This window comes from Microbacterium sp. GXF0217, from assembly GCF_054798195.1.
On sequence record NZ_JBSJZG010000003.1, the window covers coordinates 286,503 to 302,775 of the forward strand.

The window sequence follows — 16,273 nt, forward strand, 5'->3', positions numbered from 1 at the left end:
GCACGCGTGCGTGCCGTGCGTCGGAGAACTCTCGTGCGTCGGACGGAATGGCGGGGATGCCCCCGACATCGCGTAGTTCTCCGACGCAAGGGACGCCGGTCAGGCAAACGCCGCCAAGATCCGCGTGCTCAGAAGCGGCGGCCGCCGGAGCGCCCGGAGGAGCGGCTTCCGCCGGAGGACCGGCTGGACGACGAGCGCGAGGAGCCGCCCCAGGAGGAACGCGATCGTGACGAACCACCCCACCCGGATGAGCTGCTGCCGCCCCCGCCGCCCTCGCGGCCGAACGCACCGGAGAGCGCGCCGAGCACGACGCCGCCGATCACGAACATGATGACGAGCCCAGGCTCGTCTCCGGCGATGCTCACGCTGCTGATCAGTCCGACGACCCCGCCGCCGACGCCGCCCCAGACGGCCTTCCCGCCGCGGCCCTCGTCCTCCTCGTAGGCGTAGGAGCGCTTCCCATCCGAGGTTCCGCTCGTGCCGGACGACGGCGAGTCGTACATCACGGCGGTCCTCCCGTTCGACGGCGAGGACCGGACGAACCGGCGGCTCTCGGACGCGACGGGAGCGCCGACGAGGCTCTGCACCTGCTCGGCCGCTGCGAGGGCGGATGCCGCGTGGATCTCGGCATCCGCGGTGCCCGCGGCATCGGTCGCCGCGGCGAGCTGACGCTGGGCGAAGTAGAGGCGGGTCAACGGGAACGAGCTCACCTCGCCGGTCCTCCCCTGCACTGAGAGCTCGGCGGCCCGCACGGTCGCCTTCGCGCGATCGAGGGTCGACCCGGACGCGGCGATCGGTGCTTCGGCAGCCGTCTCCGGTGCTGCAGCCCCTTCCGTCTCCGGCGATGCGACCGCCGGACCTCCCGGCAGCACCCCTCTCGCGCCTCCCGCCCGCGTCCCCATGCCTCCCGCCCCCGCTCGCGCGGCGATAGCGTCTGCCTCGGCCCCGACAGCGTCGCGCAGGTCCCTGGCCTCGGCGAGCAGTCGCTCGATCTCGTGCACGGCCTCGGTGATCGCCCGGGGTCGGCGCGCGTCGACGGCCTTCTGCAGGGCGTCGAGCTGCAGGTCGGCGGCGCTCAGCCTGCCGCGGATCTCTTCGGGGTTGTCGGATACCCCGGCCAACGCAGCGGCGGAGAACGTCGCGGCGAGAGAGGCGACCCGGTCCGCCGCTTCGCCAACGAATGCTACCGCGGACTCTCGCTCGGCTCTCAGCCTGGTCAGGGTCTCCGCGGCCCCGTCCGCGAGAGCGCGCAACGACGCCAGCTCGCGCTTGCGCCCCTCCAGGGCGCCGTCCACCTCGCCGCACAGCCGGATGATCGTGTCCGTCCAGGTGCGTGTCTCTGAGGTGCTGTCCTCCTCAGCATCCTGAAGCGTCTCGAGAAGCTGGAAGGCCTCCTGCAGCCGCGCGCGGCAGTCGGTCAGCACCGACGCGAACTCGGCGGTCGTCTCGTCGCCGAACTCGGCCGTCACGAAGCCGAGCTCCTGCTCGCTGGTGCGCACCGCCTCATCGGTCTGCACCAGCTGACGGGCGGCGCGCTTCTTCTGCCCTTCCAAGGTCCGCAGCTCCGCCGCCAGCGCGGTGCGACGTCGGAGGAACAGCACGAGCTGCGTCACGAGGAAGATGATCAGCGCGAGTCCGGCGAGCCCGAGCAACCAGACCCACCACGGCCACGGGACCTTGTCGAACTCGTCGGCGACGTATGCGATTCCGCTCGCCCAGTCGTCGTCGGCCAGATACTCCGACCCGAGGGCTTCCTCGATGTCGAGCACGCGGGACTCGGAGAGAGGACCAGCGGCGACGTCGCCACCCCCGTACTCCGCCGAGATCGCGAGACTGCGGCCGTCGGTAGCGATCGCCAGCAGGTACTGATCCGGCGCGAGGTTGTTGCGCTCGGCGGTGTCGTCCGCCCAGGCGAGCGCGTTGCTCGGGTCGTCGAATTCGGGCACGAGCACGACGAACAGCTCGGGGCGATCGTCGGCGGCCGCCAACTCGTCGAGCTGCACTTCCAACCGGGCCTCGTCGGCCTCACTGAGCACATCGGAGACGTCCGTGATGTGACCGGCATCGAGATCGAGCGGCGGCTCGGCGTGCGCGGAGGCCGCGCCGCCGACGATCAACGCGCTCAGCACCGCGGCCACGATGACAGTCGCGCGGCGCATCCGATTCTTCATCGCTTCCCCCCGGAGAATCTGCTCCGGGCAATCATGCCACGGCGACGCGACACGGCCCGGCGCCCACGAAGAGTGCGGAAGACGGCCGCGACGAATGTCGAAAGAATTTCGGATGCCGTGTCGATCCGGCGTCTTCCCGTTCGACGTCTTCAGTGAGAGGGTCGAGACACGGCCCCAGGATCAAGGAGAACCATCATGAAGTACATGCTGATCATGCGTGCAGACGACTCCGGCGTCGAGGCGTTCAAGGACATCCCCTTCGAGCAGGTCATCGAGGCGATGGGGAAGTACAACGAGTCGATGATCAAGGCGGGCGTGCTCGCTGCAGGCGAGGGCCTGACGGATGCCGCTGAGGGCTTCGTCGTCGACTTCTCCGCTGAGGCTCCGCTCGTCACGGACGGCCCCTACGGAGAGACGAAGGAGCTGTTCAACGGCTTCTGGATCGTCGAGGTCTCTTCCCGCGAAGAGGCGGCGGAGTGGGCCAAGCGCGCCCCGCTCGGCCCGGGGTCGTTCCTCGAGGTGCGTCGCGTCACCGACATGAGCGACTTCCCCGAGGACAACGAATGGATCCAGAAGGAAGAGGGCTGGCGCGAGGAGCAGGCGCAGCGCGCCCAGAGCTGACATGTCCGACAGCACGATCGCGCCGAGGGCGCGCTCCGCGGAGAACGTGGAGCGCGACCTCGCCGCCGTGTGGCGGATCGAGTCCGCCAAGATCACCGCGACGCTCACCCGAATGGTCGGCGACTTCTCACTCGCCGAGGACCTCGCTCAGGAGGCACTCGTCGAGGCGCTGAAGCAGTGGCCGTCCGAGGGCGTTCCACGCAACCCGGCGGCCTGGCTCATCGCCGTGGCGAAGCGGAGGGCGATCGACGCCTGGCGTCGTCAGGAACGGTTCGACGATCGCGTGGCCGCGCTCGCGCACGATCTCGAGCGCGAACAGGCGGATGCCGCGGACGCCGACCCGTGGGACCCGGACGAGATCGACGACGACGTGCTGCGTCTCGTGTTCATCTCGTGCCACCCCGTGCTCTCCCGTGAGGCGCAGGTGGCGTTGACGCTGCGCGTGGTCGCCGGTCTCTCCAGCGAGGAGATCGCGCGGGCGTTCATGATCCCGACCGCGACCGTCCAGCAGCGCATCGTGCGGGCCAAGAAGACCCTGGCCGCCGCGAACGTGCCGTTCGAGGTGCCGGCCCGCGAAGAGCAGCCCGCGCGCCTGGGTGCCGTGCTCGGCGTGCTCTACCTCATCTTCAACGAGGGGCATGCGGCGTCGAGCGGTGCGGAGTGGATGCGCCCCGAGCTCAGCATCGAGGCGATCCGCCTCGCCCGTGTGCTCGTGGCCCTGCTGCCCGAGCAGCGTGACGCGCACAGCATCCTGGCGCTCATGGAGCTGACAGCGGCGCGCTTTCCGGCGCGGGTCGACGCGAACGGCGACCCCGTGCTGCTCGCCGATCAGGATCGCCGCCGCTGGGACCGACGGCGCATCGCCGCCGGTCGTTCCTCCCTCGCCCGCGCGGATGCTCTCGGCGCCCGCACCGCGTACGGGCTGCAGGCCGCGATTGCCGAGTGCCATGCGATTGCGGCGTCCGTCGACGAGACGGATTGGGACCGCATCGTCGTGCTGTACGAGGCGCTCGGGCGGATCGCCCCGTCACCGGTCGTCGATCTCAATCGCGCAGCTGCGATCGCGATGGCGACCGGCCCGGAATCCGCCCTGCGCGAGATCGATCGACTCGCGGCATCCGGTGCGCTGAGGGGTTACCACCTGCTGCCGGCGACGAGAGGCGAGCTGCTCCTGCGGATGGGACGGGATGCCGAGGCACGCGCCGCGTTCGCGGTCGCCGCCCGGCTGGCGGGAAACGACCGCGAACGCGCCCTTCTGGAGGCGAAGGCGCGCGGCTGAGCCGTCGGCGCGGTACCAAAACGGTGCGAGCGCGGGGTCAGTCGTTGACCTTCTGGCCGCGACCGACGATGAGCCCGTATATCACGAGCACGATGATCGCACCGCCGATGGCGAGCAACCAGGTGCCGAGGTCCCAGAACTCGGTGAGCGGGCGGTTCAGCAGCAGGCTGCCCAGCCAGCCGCCGAGCAGCGCGCCGACGACGCCCAGCAGAAGGGTGACGAACCAGCCGCCGCCCTGCTTGCCCGGAAGGATCAGCTTCGCGAGTGCGCCGGCGATGAGTCCGAGCAGGAGGAATCCGAGGAAGCTCATGATGTGTGCTCCTTTTCTATGATCGGTGTACCCAGACTCGCGGGGGCGCGACCGCACGGCAACCCGTTGACAACGCGGAAGGCCCGCCTCCGAAGAGACGGGCCTTGCGTGATGCGGATTCGCGGCGTCAGTTGCTGCCGCGAACGATGGCGATGATGCGCAGGATCTCGACGTACAGCCAGACGACCGTGACCATGATGCCGAAGGCACCGAGCCAGCCGTACTTGCGGGGGGCGCCGTTGCGGACGCCCTGCTGGATCTGGTCGAAGTCGAGCACCAGCGAGTAGGCGGCCATGAAGACGACCAGGACACCGATGATCAGGCCGAGCGGGATGCCGGCGATCGTGGCGCTGTAGAGGCCGAAGGCCTGACCGGCCGGGAGGAGGCCCGTCCACATCAGGATGAGGTTCAGCACCGAGAAGACGAGGTAGCCGACCATCGCGATCATCACGATCTTGGTCATCTTCTTGGAGGCGCGGATCTTGCCGCTGGCGAAGAGCGCGAGCGTCACACCCACCACGGAGAACGTCGCGAGCGTCGCCTGCATGACGATGCCGGGCCAGATGATCTCGAAGAACGCCGAGATCGCGCCGACGAACAGCCCCTCGAAGGCCGCGTAGCCGAAGATCAGCGCGGGGCGGACCTTCTTGCGCGACGTGAAGGTCACGACCATGGCGAGCACGAAGCCGCCCAGGGCGCCGACCATCCACGGCACGAGGTTCGCCTCGCCCGTGTTGTAGAAGCTCGTGGCGGTCCAGACCCAGCCGACGGCGGCCGCGGCGAGCAGCACGACGAACAGTCCGACGGTCTTCCAGACGGTGTCCTCGACGCTCATCCGGTCGGTCTCGACCGCACCGGCGGCGGGGGCTGCGTACATGCCCTCCAGCTGTGCGTTCGTTGCGGCATCCACACTGGCGTGCTGGAACGACGCCGCCTGCGCACCCTGAGCCGCCTGCGGTCCGCCCGGATACGTCGCGACATTGCGCGGGTCCTGCTGCTGGAAAGCAGGGTTGTTGAATGCGAAGTTGCTCATCGTGGCCTCACTCCAAGGGGGTCTTGATATCGCTTGTATCCACAGTACCCGGGCTGCCGGCCGCGTGCGCTGTTCTACGCTGAGAGCATGCCCAGGAATGCGCCCCTCGTCATCGGTCATCGCGGCGCATCGGGGTATCGGCCCGAGCACAGCAGGTCCGCCTACGAGCTCGCCCTGGCGATGGGCGTCGACGCGGTCGAGCCCGACATCGTCGCGACAGGCGACGGCGTGCTCGTCGTCCGCCACGAGAACGAGATCTCGGGGACGACGGATGTCGCGGACCACCCGGAGTTCGCCGACCGCCGGACGACCAAGCGGATCGACGGCCAGGCGCAGACCGGCTGGTTCACGGAGGACTTCACCTGGGACGAGCTCTCCACCCTCCGTGTGCGCGAACGCGTGCCTGAGCTGCGTCATTCGAGCGCCAGCTTCGATCGGGGGCAGCCGATCCTGCGTCTGATCGATGTGCTCGACATCGTCCGCGAGGGATCGGCGGGGCACGGGCGCGAGATCGGCGTCGTGCTCGAGGTCAAGCACGCGACCTACTTCGAGAGCATCGGCCTCGACCTCGCGCCGCTGATCGTGCGCGACCTGCGCGCAGCTGGCTGGGCGGAGGGAGAGCTGCCGCTGATCGTCGAGTCGTTCGAGTCGACCGTGCTCGCGAAGCTGCGGTCGGCCGGCGTCGCGGCATCCTTCGTGTATCTGATCGAGGCCAAGGGGCGGCCGTACGACTTGCTCGTCGCGCACGGGAAGCAGGCGCTGACGTACCCCGCGACGGTCACGCCGGCGGGCCTCGACGGGCTGGTCGGTCAGGTCGACGGCATCAGCGTGAGCAAGCGGATGCTGCTGGAGCCGAACTCGATCGTCGCCGACGCGCATGCCAGAGGTCTCACCGTCTTCACCTGGACGTGCCGCCCGGAGAACGCGTTCCTCGCGCCGGAGTTCCGCAGCACGGGCGGTCGGAGCGACTACGGCGACTACGAGGGGGAGTGGCGTGCGATCGCGCGCACCGGCGTCGACGGGGTGTTCGTCGATCACCCCGACCTGGGCGTCGCCTTCTTCCGCGGCTGAACACCTCTGCCCGCTCAGTTCAGAACGGGCCGAGCACGTCCCGGACCTCCGCATCGAGAGCGAGCGCGCGCAGGGGCGTGAGGATCTCGCGCTCCTCGAAGCGGAAGTGCGACTCCATGATCGCGCCGATGCCGTCGAGATGCCGCTCGATCGATGCCCGATCCTCACCGCGCTCGACCGCCGCGCGCAGGGCGCCGAGCAGATGCGCCAGCATCGAATGGTCCTGCATGAGCTTGTCGATGACGCCGCCCAGTTCCGGATGCTCTTCGCGCAGCGCGGGGAGCAGCATCCGATCCTCACTGAGGTGATGACCGTCGAGCGCGGAGCAGAATCCGATGCAGAACATCACCAGGTCCGATGCGGCATCCGGCACGGAATCCTGGCCCTCCAGCGCTTCGCGGGTCGCGCTCAGTGCGGAGCGCAATCGGCTGTGCGCCGAGCGGAGTTCCTGATCCCAGGCGACCAGGCGGGCGGCATCCATCGCGTCAGTCTAGACGCGGCTGAACTCAGAGCGTGCGGTCGAAGCCCCCGGTGCCTGACCGCACGATCTCCTTGCCCAGCGGCATCAGTGAAACAGGGACGAGCTTGAAGTCGGCGATGCCCATCGGGATGCCGATGATCGTGATGCACAGCGCGACACCCGAGACGATGTGCCCGATCGCGAGCCACCACCCGGCGAGGATCACCCAGATGACGTTGCCGAGGAACGATCCGACACCGGCCGTCGGCTTGCTGACGACCTCGCGTCCGAAGGGCCAGATCGCGTAGCCGGCGATGCGGAACGAAGCGATCGCCCAGGGGATCGTGATGATGGGGATGCACAGCAGGATGCCTGCCAGCACGTACCCGAGGAACAGGGCCCATCCGGCCAGGATCACCCAGATGATGTTGAGGATGGTGCGCATGCTCTGATTCTGCCAGTGCGTCCCTGATCGTCCGCCCGTGCGCGTTTCGGTACGCGGCTGAGGGTCGCCTGCGAGTCGCGCCGACACAGATCGATCGGATGCCATGATGACCGCATGAGCGGAATCGTCGCCGATGGTGTCAGCAGATCATTCGGCGATGTGCGCGCCGTCCGCAGCGCCAGCTTCCACGCCCCGCCGGGGCGCGTGACAGGCCTCGTCGGGCCGAACGGCGCGGGAAAGACGACACTTCTGCTGATGCTCGCATCGCTGCTCGCGCCGGATGCGGGCAGCATCCGCATCGGCGACGTCGACCCGCTGACCGATCCCCTCGCAGCCAGGCGGATGCTGGGCTGGATGCCGGACGCGCTCGGCGCCTGGCCATCGCTGACCGCCAGAGAGACCCTCGTGACGACCGCGCGGCTGTACGACCTGCCCAAGCCGGATGCCGCGGCCCGTGCCGCCGAACTGCTCGCACTGGTCGGCCTGCAGGAACTCGCCGACGCACCGGCGAAGGTGCTCTCGCGCGGGCAGAAGCAGAAGCTCGGCCTCGCGCGGGCCCTCGTGCACGACCCGCAGGTGCTGCTGCTCGACGAGCCTGCATCGGGGCTCGACCCGGAGGCGCGAGTGCAGCTGCGCGCCCTCCTTCGCCGTCTCGCCGGCGAAGGACGCACGATCCTGATCTCCAGCCACATCCTGTCCGAACTCGAAGAGGTCGTCGACGATGCGGTGTTCCTGGTCGCGGGGGAGGTCGTCGATGCGGCGCCGGCGCAGGCCTCCGCGCGGGTGTGGCGCGCACGGTTCGCCGGAGCCGCTCCTGAGCGCTTCGCCGCGGACGCCTGGCAGGTGGCGTCGGCGCTCGGCATCCCCGTGGAGTCGCTCGCTGCGGACCGCGGGGCGGTCCTGATCGGCTTCTCCGGTGAGGATGCCGCGGCCGATGCGCTGCGGCGTCTGGTCGAGGCGCGGCTCGCCGTCGTGGAGTTCGCGCCAGCGCAGAGCGAGCTGGAGCACACGTTCCTCAACCTGCGCCGTGCGCCGCAGGGCGCTGCTCCGCAGAGCGCGGTTCCGCGGGGTGCGGGTCCGCAGGCGCCTGTTGCGCAGGCTCCCGCTCCGCCCGCGGCCGCTTCGCCGCATTCCGCGTCGCCACCGCATCCGTCCTCGCAGCCCTCGTCCGGAACGGAAGCCGACGCATGAGCACCGCGCACATCGCAACGATCGCACGACTCGAACTGACGCAGCGGCTGCGCAGCGTCGGCTGGTACATCCTGCTCGGCGTGTTCGCGGTGCTGCTCGTCGGCATCACGGCGCTGGCGTTCATGGTCTACTCCTGGGGCGACGCGATCGGCGCCGGTGTCTACTCGATCGTCGTGAACGTCGTGCTGCTGCTCGTCGTGCTCGTCTCGCCGACGCTCAGCGGCAATGCGATCAACGGCGATCGCGAGGCGGCGACGCTCGCGGCGATCCAGGCGACGGCGGCCTCGACCGGCGACATCATGCTGGGAAAGCTGCTCGCGGCGGTCGCCACGGGCGGGGCGTTCCTGCTCGTGGCGCTGCCCTTCCTGGCGATCGCGCTGCTCGGCGGCGGCGCCGACCCGCTCGTGCTGCTCGTCTCGATCCTCGTCCTGGCCGTCGAGATCGTCATCGTCGCGGCGATCGGCGTCGGTCTGAGCGGGCTCATCGCCCGACCGCTGTTCTCGGTGGCCGCGACGTATCTCGTCGTCGCTGCCCTCACGATCGGGACGCTCATCGTCTTCGGGCTCGCCGGTTCGGCGCTCCGCAGCGAAGTGACGAGCTACAGCCGCCCGTACGACGCGAGCGGCGACCCGATCTGCGACGAGTGGGACACCTACACGTACGAGGTCCCGCGCTTCGATCGCGTGTGGTGGGTGCTGGCGGCGAACCCGTTCGTGGTCCTCGCCGACGCGACACCGACGGAGTTCAACGCTGACGGCTACCCGATCGACCTGTTCGGCCAGATCAAGTACGGCGTGCGAATGGCGCAGAAGTCTCCGGTCGAGCAGGAGCGCTGGGACGAGTGCGATTCGAGCTCCCACGACGTGTCCTATCCCACACCGGAGGAGTCGATGGAGGGAACCGTGCCGAGCTGGTTCGTCGGTCTCGGCGTGCAGATCCTCATCGCCGGCGGGCTCTTCGCCGGCGCCTGGGCGCGGACCAGGACACCAGCTCGGACGCTGCCCCCTGGCACGCGCATCGCCTGAGCGCTGGCGCGCGTCCGAGCGCGGTCGTCGGTCGGCCGCACGGTGTCGGCGACGCCGCCTAGACTCGAAACGACATGACAGACGCACCCCTCATCGTTCCCGGAACAGCAGGACCCCAGGCGCAGGACGACCTCCTCGCCGGCCTCAATCCGCAGCAGCTCGACGCCGTCACCTATCGCGGCCCCGCGCTGCTCATCGTGGCGGGGGCTGGGTCGGGCAAGACGAGCGTGCTGACGCGCCGCATCGCCTCGCTGCTGCGCGGGCGCGAGGCGTGGCCCAGTCAGATCCTCGCGATCACGTTCACGAACAAGGCCGCCGGCGAGATGCGCGAGCGCGTGGCAGACCTGGTCGGCGACGCGTCACGCGGCATGTGGATCTCGACGTTCCACTCCGCATGCGTGCGCATCCTGCGGCGCGAGGCCGAGCAGTTCGGCTTCACCAAGACCTTCACCATCTACGACTCCGGCGACTCGCGCGCCCTCATCAAGCGGCTCGTGAAAGAGCACGAGGCCGACGCGTACGGACTCACCCCGGCATCCGTCCAGTCCCGCATCTCGAAGCTCAAGAACGAGCTGTCGGATGCCGAGGCCTACGCCCGTCAGGCGAACATGTCCGACCCCGCCGAGCGCCTCTTCGTCGAGATCTTCGGCGACTATCAGCGCCAGCTGCAGAAGGCGAACGCGTTCGACTTCGACGACCTCATCGGTCAGACGGTGTTCCTGTTCCGCGCTTTCCCCGAGGTCGCCAACACGTACCGCCGCCGGTTCCGGCACATCCTCGTCGACGAGTACCAGGACACCAACCATGCCCAGTACGCGCTGATCCACGAGCTGACGCGCCCGGTGACGACGAGTGCACCTGACCCGTATGCCTCCAACGGCATGATGATCTTCGAGCCCGAGCCTTCAGCGGATTCGGGGGCCGATGAGCTCGCCGGCGCGTCGCTCACCGTCGTCGGCGACAGCGATCAGTCGATCTACGCGTTCCGCGGCGCGGACATCCGCAACATCAGCGAATTCGAGCGTGACTTCCCGGGCGCGAAGGTCGTTCTCCTCGAGCAGAACTACCGTTCGACGCAGAACATCCTGTCCGCGGCGAACGCCGTCATCGGCAACAACTTCGACCGCAAGGACAAGAAGCTGTGGACGGATCGCGGTGATGGCGATCAGATCATCGGCTTCACCGGCTATTCGCAGCACGATGAGGCGCAGTTCGTCGCCGACGAGGTCGAGTCCCTGCGCCGCAAGGGGATTCCCTACTCCGAGATGGCGGTGTTCTACCGGACGAACTCGCAGTCCAGAGCGCTGGAAGAGATCTTCATCCGTTCGGCCGTCCCGTACAAGATCATGGGCGGCACGAAGTTCTACGAGCGCGCCGAGATCAAGGACGCGCTCGCGTATCTCGTCGCGGTCGCGAACCCCGCGGACGAGATGTCGCTGCGGCGCATCCTGAACAAGCCGCGCCGCGGCATCGGCGACGTGACGGAGACAGCGATCGCCCGCTTCGCCGAGGATCACGGCATCACCTTCCGCGAGGCGCTGTCGCGACCGGGCGAGCTCGGCGTCGGCCCCAAGCTGCAGGCCGCGATCGGTCACCTGGACGCCGTACTCGCCGAGGCATCCGAGATCGTGCTGCCGTCGTCCGGCGAGGTGCCGCCGGCCACATCGGTCGCAGACGGCTTGACCGTGCTGCTCGCCAAGAGCGGCTACCTCGACGCGCTGCGCGCCAGTCGCGACCCTCAGGATGAGGCCAGGGTCGAGAACCTCGACGAGTTCGTGGCCGTGACACGCGACTTCGCCCGCAACAACCCGGACGGGACGATCGTCGACTTCCTCACCGATGTCGCGCTGGTGTCGGATGCCGACGACCTGGACGACGAGTCCGGTTCGGTGTCGATGATGACGATGCACACCGCCAAGGGCCTCGAATACGACGCGGTGTTCGTCACCGGCGTCGAGGAGGACCTCATCCCGCACCGCATCTCGGCGGGGGAGCCCGGCGGCCCGCAGGAGGAGCGGCGGCTGTTCTACGTCGGCATCACCCGTGCGCGCAAGCGCCTGCATCTGTCGCTCGCGATGACACGGGCGCAGTTCGGCGAAGTGACCGTGGCGATGCCGAGCCGGTTCCTGCAGGAGATCCCGGCCGGTCTGATCGACTGGCGGCAGTCGCCGGGCGATGTGAATTCGCGCGGGGGGACCCAGTCGCGTGCGCTCAACGCCCGCCGACCCGGTGGCGGCGGCGACCGCTTCGGCGTGAAACCGCTCGGTGGTTCGCTCAAGCCGCTGTCCACGTCGATGGATCGGTTCCCGAACAAGGTCACCTCGAAGGTGCGCGACAACGGCGATCTCGAGCTCGCTCCGGGCGACCGCATCCGGCACGACGACTTCGGCGAGGGACGCGTGGATGCCGTGACCGGTGAGGGCGCAAAGCGCATCGCGCACGTGCGGTTCGACGCCGCGGGCCAGAAGAAGCTGCTCATCAAGATCGCGCCGATCGAGAAGCTGTAGCGGCGACGGCGCGATCGGCGTCCCCGCGGCGATTAGGCTGGCTGACATGGCCCTGTTCTCCCGCCGCAAGAAGTCCGCCGACGACGTCGTCCCGGTCGCCGAGCCGACCGCGGTCGAGGCCGACGAGGCGGAGCACCCCGTCGACGAGCCCGAAGCCGAGACGGTCGCCCCCGCGGTCGGCATCTCCGTGCAGGCGTTCCGCGGCGTCGGAGCCCAGGCAGGACCTGAGGTGACGCTCTCCGGCGACGAACCGGCCGAGCCGCGCCCGCAGGTCCAGGCAGCCGCGCCTTCGGCACCCGCGGCGTCCGCGCCCGCAGCACCCGTCGCGCGCAAGCTGCCGCTGGCGCCGGCTCTTCCGCCCGAGCAGACCGAGACCGTGCCCGGCATGAAGGACAACGTCCTGCTGCGTGAGGCGCTCGCCGAAGTCGAAGCCGGCGCGACCAACGAACAGCTGCTCGGCGTGCTCCGTCAGGCCATGCAGGGGCACCTGTATCTCCGCGTCAACGGAGACGCGCGCGCGCAGATCGCCGAGGGCACAGCGCTGTCGATCGCGGTCGTCCGCGACGAGGACCGCTCCTTCATGCTCGCGTTCAGCAACGCCGCATCCGTGCGCGATTCCGTGCAGCGCGAGACGGACCCGACGGCGACGTCCGCCGTCGCCCAACCCGTGACGTCGGTCCTCCAGCAGGTGATCGACGGCGGCTTCACAGGTTTGATCCTCGACAACGCGTCGGGGGTCCACCGTGCGGTCTTCCCGACCGAGGTGCTGCAGCGCGCCCTCGATCAGACCGACGGCGACCTCACGATCAAGACGCTGCTCGCGGCTCCGCGCGCAGCGGACACCGCCGCGAAGGTCGGCGAGGCGCTCGCGACGACCAAGGCATGGGTCGCCGTCAACGACGGCACCTCGAACGGCCAGGTGGGCATCGCGGAAGCGCAGACCCCCGATGGCAAGCGATTCCTGCAGCTGTTCTCGCACCCCCTCGAGGTGGTCGCGCTCGGACGCGGCGACCGGCCGATGCCGTTCAGCCCCGAGCAGCTCGCGAAGGTGCTGTCAACGCACCCCGAGATGGCCGGGATCCTCGTCGATTCCGCCGGCCCGTCGATCATCGTCGAGCGCGATGCCCTTGCCCCGGTGCTGGTGCTCGCGGTCGATCTCGGCGACTGAGCCGAACTCGGGCCCGAGGCCGTGGCCCTCTGGTCGATGATCGCGGTTCGCAATAGGGTCGACGCATGGCCTCCGAACGCGTCACGCTGACCGTCTCCGACCCCGAGGGGGACCGTGAGATCGCCCTCTCGAGTCCGAACCGAGTGGTGTGGCCGGAGCCGTCGGCGGGCGAAGGGGGCATCACGAAGGCCGAGCTCGCCGAATACGCTCAGCAGGTCGCGACGCCGTTCCTGAACGCCAACGGCCACCGCCCGGTGTCGCTCGAACGCTTCCGTGACGGCATCGGCGGCGAGGGATTCTTCTCGAAGAATCCGCCCAAGGGGACGCCCGACTTCGTGGACGCCGTGACCGTGGCGTACAACAGCGGGCGCCGTCACCCGCAGATCGTCATCAACCGGCCGAGTGCGATCGTCTGGGCGGTGCAGATGAACACGATCGTGTTCCACCCCTGGGCATCGCTCGCCGACGACCCGGACAACCCGGTCGAGCTGCGCATCGATCTCGACCCGCAACCGGGCACGGACTTCGCCGATGCCGTCGTCGCCGCCCACGGGCTGCGAGAGGTCCTGCGCGAGGGCGGGCTCGAGCCCTTCATCAAGACGAGCGGCAACCGCGGATTGCACGTGTTCTGCCCGATCGTCCCCGAGCACGAGTTCCTCGACGTCCGGCACGCCGTCATCGCCGCCGGTCGTGAACTCGAGCGACGCATGCCCGACCGGGTGACGATGAGCTGGTGGAAGGAGGAGCGGGGCGAGCGCATCTTCGTCGACTTCAATCAGGCCAACCGCGACCGCACGATGGCCGGCGCCTACAGCCCGCGCACGCTGCCGGGCGCCACGGTGTCCACGCCGGTGCACTGGGACGAGCTCGACGAGGTCGACCCGAAGCGCTTCACGGTGCGCAGCATTCCCCAGCGCCTTGCCGACGTCGGCGACCCCTGGGCCGATCTGCAGGCAGCGCCCGGTCGTATCGACACGCTGCTGGAGTGGTGGCAGCGGGACGTCGACAACGGTCTCGGCGAGCTCTCGTTCCCGCCGGAGTTCCCCAAGATGCCGGGGGAGCCGCCCCGAGTGCAGCCGAGCAAGAAGGTCGCCGAGAATTGGGATGAGAACGGCGATCGCGTGGGCGACTGATCGTCAGGCCAGCCACCGTCGGCGGGCCAACGGCGGCTCCACCACGGGCAGCAGGGCGGACGGGTCCGGATGGCGGATGCTGTCCGGATCTGTCTGCATGACCACGTCGGTCGGGGCGGATCCGTCGGCGGCGACCCACAGCAGCACGGTGCCGCCTGCAGCGGGCGCGTCGTCGATCCCGGTGAGAAGCCGCTCGCGGACCTGGTGGGAGCCGGAGCGGCTCGTGTACTCGGCTATCACCTCGAACAGCATCATCGCGCCCACCCACACCTGGGTGAACTCGGCCTCGACCACCTCGGCGCGCACGCGGCGCCCGTGAGTCAGAAGCGCGTCGATCCTCGCGCGCTCGACGCGCGTATCGAGGATCTCGGACCTGAGCATCCGCGCGCGGAGCACCGTGAAGACGATCGCAGCCAGGGCGAGCGCACCGGCCGCGATCCGCCATCCGAGTCGGTCGGTCGTCACCGCCGCCCCGAGCGCGCCGAGGGCGACACCGGCGAATCGAGCGACCGCAGGAAGATACGACTTCGCTGGGACGTCGTCCAGCCACTCATCCGCGCGGGCGAGCGTCCGCGACCCGAGCGCTGCGATCACGACGCAGACCACGGCCAGGGGTGCGCACCACACCACGGACGGGGCGTCAGACCAGGAGTGCGCGCCGATGATGTCCGGCGCGGCCGTCAACGCCGCCCAGACCGCCCCGCCGATGCCCAGCAGCACCGCCGCCGCCGCCACGCCGACCCGCCATTCTCCGCTCATGCGCGCCCCCTCAGGTTCCGAGCGTAGGGGACCCGGCGGTCAGACGCGCTCCAGCACATCGTCCAGGTCGTAGCCGGCGACCGTCTCGAGCTGCGCGTACGTGCACGATCGGGCATCCCGCTCTGGACGCCAGCGCTCGAACTGCACCGTGTGGCGGAAGCGCGCGCCCTCCATCTGGTCGTACCGCACCTCGAGCACCCTCTCGGGGCGCAACCGCACGAACGACACATCCTTGCTGCCGGCGAACCGGCTGCGCTCGCCCTCGCCCGTGACGGCGGACCCCTCGGCATCCCGCTCGACGAGCGGAGCGAGCTCGTCGATGAGCTCCTGCCGCCGCGCATCGCTGAACGCAGCGACTCCGCCGACCTGGCGGAGCACGCCGTCGGCATCGTGGAGCCCGACCAGCAGCGAGCCGACGCCGGATCCCGACTTGTGGATCCGGTATCCCAGAGCCACCACGTCGGCAGTCCTGGCGTGCTTGATCTTGATGAGCGTGCGCTTGCCAGGCGCATACGGCTGATCCAGTGGCTTCGCCACCACGCCGTCGAGACCCGCACCCTCGAACTCGGCCAGCCAGCGCTGGGCGATGTCGCGCTCGCGTGTGGTCCTGGTCAGGTGGAAGGGGTGCGGGATGCCGGCGAACAGTCGCTCCAGCCGCTCCCGGCGCTCGCGGAACGGCCGATCGAGGAGTTGCTCATCGCCGTCCGCGAGCAGATCGAACGCGATGAACATCGCCGGCGTCTCGGCCGCGAGCCTGGCGATGCGCGACGCCGCCGGATGGATGCGCTGGCTGAGCGCCTCCCAATCCAGCCGCTGCGTGCCCTGTTCGCCGGTGGCGACCACGATCTCGCCATCGAGCAGGCAGGGGCCGGGGAGCGCATCCGCTGCGGCATCCGCGAGTTCGGGGAAGTAGCGCGTCAGCGGTTTCGCGCCGCGGGAGCCGATCTCGAGCGACTCGCCGTCCCAGGAGAGCAGGCCGCGGAAGCCGTCCCACTTGGGCTCGTACAGCAGCCCGCCCGGCGTCTTCGCGGGGTCCGGGACGGCGGATGCCGCCTTGGCGAGCATCGGAGCAGGGATGTCGTAGGCCATGGAGCCATCAT

15 protein-coding genes are annotated in these 16,273 nt (G+C 69.4%); 8 read left to right on the forward strand and 7 right to left on the reverse strand.

Translation table 11 applies throughout. The features are described 5' to 3' along the window. Nucleotides 1-128 precede the first annotated feature (128 nt). Complete coding sequence (locus ACWAT3_RS07565; protein ID WP_460797192.1) at nucleotides 129-2,159, reverse strand: TPM domain-containing protein; 2,031 nt, start codon at nucleotides 2,157-2,159, stop codon at nucleotides 129-131. Between the two features lie 207 nt (nucleotides 2,160-2,366). On the opposite strand from ACWAT3_RS07565, the gene ACWAT3_RS07570 reads away from it, so the two are divergent. Next, the gene (locus tag ACWAT3_RS07570; RefSeq protein ID WP_460797194.1) at nucleotides 2,367-2,792 is read left to right on the forward strand and encodes a YciI family protein; all 426 of its coding nucleotides are present in this window, start codon (nucleotides 2,367-2,369) and stop codon (nucleotides 2,790-2,792) included. Between the two features lies 1 nt (nucleotide 2,793). Continuing rightward, nucleotides 2,794-4,071, forward strand: a complete 1,278-nt coding sequence (locus ACWAT3_RS07575) for an RNA polymerase sigma factor (RefSeq protein ID WP_460797196.1) — start codon at nucleotides 2,794-2,796, stop codon at nucleotides 4,069-4,071. A 37-nt stretch (nucleotides 4,072-4,108) separates the two neighbouring features. Here ACWAT3_RS07575 and ACWAT3_RS07580 read toward each other — a convergent pair whose 3' ends face one another. Both ACWAT3_RS07580 and ACWAT3_RS07585 read right to left on the reverse strand, forming a co-directional pair. Beyond that, nucleotides 4,109-4,381 carry a GlsB/YeaQ/YmgE family stress response membrane protein gene (locus ACWAT3_RS07580; RefSeq protein WP_460797197.1) on the reverse strand — a complete coding sequence of 91 codons (273 nt, stop codon included), beginning with the start codon at nucleotides 4,379-4,381 and terminating at the stop codon, nucleotides 4,109-4,111. Nucleotides 4,382-4,508: 127 nt separating this feature from the next. Then, nucleotides 4,509-5,414, reverse strand: coding sequence for a Bax inhibitor-1/YccA family protein (locus ACWAT3_RS07585; protein ID WP_460797198.1), 906 nt, complete (start codon nucleotides 5,412-5,414; stop codon nucleotides 4,509-4,511). An 87-nt stretch (nucleotides 5,415-5,501) separates the two neighbouring features. Here ACWAT3_RS07585 and ACWAT3_RS07590 point away from each other — a divergent pair, with 87 nt between their 5' ends. Further along, entirely contained in the window at nucleotides 5,502-6,485 is a 984-nt protein-coding gene (locus tag ACWAT3_RS07590; protein WP_460797200.1) for a glycerophosphodiester phosphodiesterase family protein, read from the forward strand. A gap of 19 nt (nucleotides 6,486-6,504) precedes the next feature. Here ACWAT3_RS07590 and ACWAT3_RS07595 read toward each other — a convergent pair whose 3' ends face one another. Both ACWAT3_RS07595 and ACWAT3_RS07600 read right to left on the reverse strand, forming a co-directional pair. Next, nucleotides 6,505-6,966, reverse strand: a complete 462-nt coding sequence (locus ACWAT3_RS07595; RefSeq protein WP_460797202.1) for a hemerythrin domain-containing protein — start codon at nucleotides 6,964-6,966, stop codon at nucleotides 6,505-6,507. 25 nt (nucleotides 6,967-6,991) lie between these two features. Then, the gene (locus tag ACWAT3_RS07600; RefSeq protein WP_460797204.1) at nucleotides 6,992-7,390 is read right to left on the reverse strand and encodes a YccF domain-containing protein; all 399 of its coding nucleotides are present in this window, start codon (nucleotides 7,388-7,390) and stop codon (nucleotides 6,992-6,994) included. Nucleotides 7,391-7,504: 114 nt separating this feature from the next. On the opposite strand from ACWAT3_RS07600, the gene ACWAT3_RS07605 reads away from it, so the two are divergent. The 5 genes from ACWAT3_RS07605 to ligD all read left to right on the forward strand — a co-directional run bounded on the left by ACWAT3_RS07605 (nucleotide 7,505) and on the right by ligD (nucleotide 14,414). Beyond that, nucleotides 7,505-8,581, forward strand: coding sequence for an ABC transporter ATP-binding protein (locus tag ACWAT3_RS07605; protein ID WP_460797206.1), 1,077 nt, complete (start codon nucleotides 7,505-7,507; stop codon nucleotides 8,579-8,581). Beyond that, a complete protein-coding gene (locus tag ACWAT3_RS07610; RefSeq protein WP_460797209.1) occupies nucleotides 8,578-9,606 on the forward strand; it encodes an ABC transporter permease in 1,029 nt (342 codons plus the stop codon). The genes ACWAT3_RS07605 and ACWAT3_RS07610 overlap by 4 nt, the downstream gene beginning before the upstream one ends. A 74-nt stretch (nucleotides 9,607-9,680) precedes the next feature. After that, nucleotides 9,681-12,113, forward strand: coding sequence for an ATP-dependent helicase (locus tag ACWAT3_RS07615; RefSeq protein ID WP_460797210.1), 2,433 nt, complete (start codon nucleotides 9,681-9,683; stop codon nucleotides 12,111-12,113). A gap of 46 nt (nucleotides 12,114-12,159) precedes the next feature. After that, nucleotides 12,160-13,281: an SseB family protein gene (locus ACWAT3_RS07620; RefSeq protein ID WP_460797212.1), complete on the forward strand. Its 1,122-nt coding sequence runs from the start codon at nucleotides 12,160-12,162 to the stop codon at nucleotides 13,279-13,281. Nucleotides 13,282-13,346: 65 nt separating this feature from the next. Then, the gene (ligD, locus tag ACWAT3_RS07625; RefSeq protein WP_460797213.1) at nucleotides 13,347-14,414 is read left to right on the forward strand and encodes a non-homologous end-joining DNA ligase; all 1,068 of its coding nucleotides are present in this window, start codon (nucleotides 13,347-13,349) and stop codon (nucleotides 14,412-14,414) included. 3 nt (nucleotides 14,415-14,417) lie between these two features. Here the strand turns inward: ligD and ACWAT3_RS07630 are convergent, their stop codons facing one another. Beyond that, entirely contained in the window at nucleotides 14,418-15,173 is a 756-nt protein-coding gene (locus tag ACWAT3_RS07630) for a hypothetical protein (RefSeq protein WP_460797214.1), read from the reverse strand. 39 nt (nucleotides 15,174-15,212) lie between these two features. Next, complete coding sequence (locus ACWAT3_RS07635) at nucleotides 15,213-16,262, reverse strand: ATP-dependent DNA ligase (protein WP_460797216.1); 1,050 nt, start codon at nucleotides 16,260-16,262, stop codon at nucleotides 15,213-15,215. Between the last annotated feature and the right edge of the window lie 11 nt (nucleotides 16,263-16,273).

Excerpts from the sequence above, each read along its gene's own strand:
- ACWAT3_RS07565 (WP_460797192.1), bottom strand. The coding sequence starts at position 2,159 with ATGCGCCGCGCGACTGTCATCGTGGCCGCGGTGCTGAGCGCGTTGATC.
- ACWAT3_RS07570 (WP_460797194.1), top strand. The coding sequence starts at position 2,367 with ATGAAGTACATGCTGATCATGCGTGCAGACGACTCCGGCGTCGAGGCG.
- ACWAT3_RS07575 (WP_460797196.1), top strand. The coding sequence starts at position 2,794 with ATGTCCGACAGCACGATCGCGCCGAGGGCGCGCTCCGCGGAGAACGTG.
- ACWAT3_RS07580 (WP_460797197.1), bottom strand. The coding sequence starts at position 4,381 with ATGAGCTTCCTCGGATTCCTCCTGCTCGGACTCATCGCCGGCGCACTC.
- ACWAT3_RS07585 (WP_460797198.1), bottom strand. The coding sequence starts at position 5,414 with ATGAGCAACTTCGCATTCAACAACCCTGCTTTCCAGCAGCAGGACCCG.
- ACWAT3_RS07590 (WP_460797200.1), top strand. The coding sequence starts at position 5,502 with ATGCCCAGGAATGCGCCCCTCGTCATCGGTCATCGCGGCGCATCGGGG.
- ACWAT3_RS07595 (WP_460797202.1), bottom strand. The coding sequence starts at position 6,966 with ATGGATGCCGCCCGCCTGGTCGCCTGGGATCAGGAACTCCGCTCGGCG.
- ACWAT3_RS07600 (WP_460797204.1), bottom strand. The coding sequence starts at position 7,390 with ATGCGCACCATCCTCAACATCATCTGGGTGATCCTGGCCGGATGGGCC.
- ACWAT3_RS07605 (WP_460797206.1), top strand. The coding sequence starts at position 7,505 with ATGAGCGGAATCGTCGCCGATGGTGTCAGCAGATCATTCGGCGATGTG.
- ACWAT3_RS07610 (WP_460797209.1), top strand. The coding sequence starts at position 8,578 with ATGAGCACCGCGCACATCGCAACGATCGCACGACTCGAACTGACGCAG.
- ACWAT3_RS07615 (WP_460797210.1), top strand. The coding sequence starts at position 9,681 with ATGACAGACGCACCCCTCATCGTTCCCGGAACAGCAGGACCCCAGGCG.
- ACWAT3_RS07620 (WP_460797212.1), top strand. The coding sequence starts at position 12,160 with ATGGCCCTGTTCTCCCGCCGCAAGAAGTCCGCCGACGACGTCGTCCCG.
- ligD (WP_460797213.1), top strand. The coding sequence starts at position 13,347 with ATGGCCTCCGAACGCGTCACGCTGACCGTCTCCGACCCCGAGGGGGAC.
- ACWAT3_RS07630 (WP_460797214.1), bottom strand. The coding sequence starts at position 15,173 with ATGAGCGGAGAATGGCGGGTCGGCGTGGCGGCGGCGGCGGTGCTGCTG.
- ACWAT3_RS07635 (WP_460797216.1), bottom strand. The coding sequence starts at position 16,262 with ATGGCCTACGACATCCCTGCTCCGATGCTCGCCAAGGCGGCATCCGCC.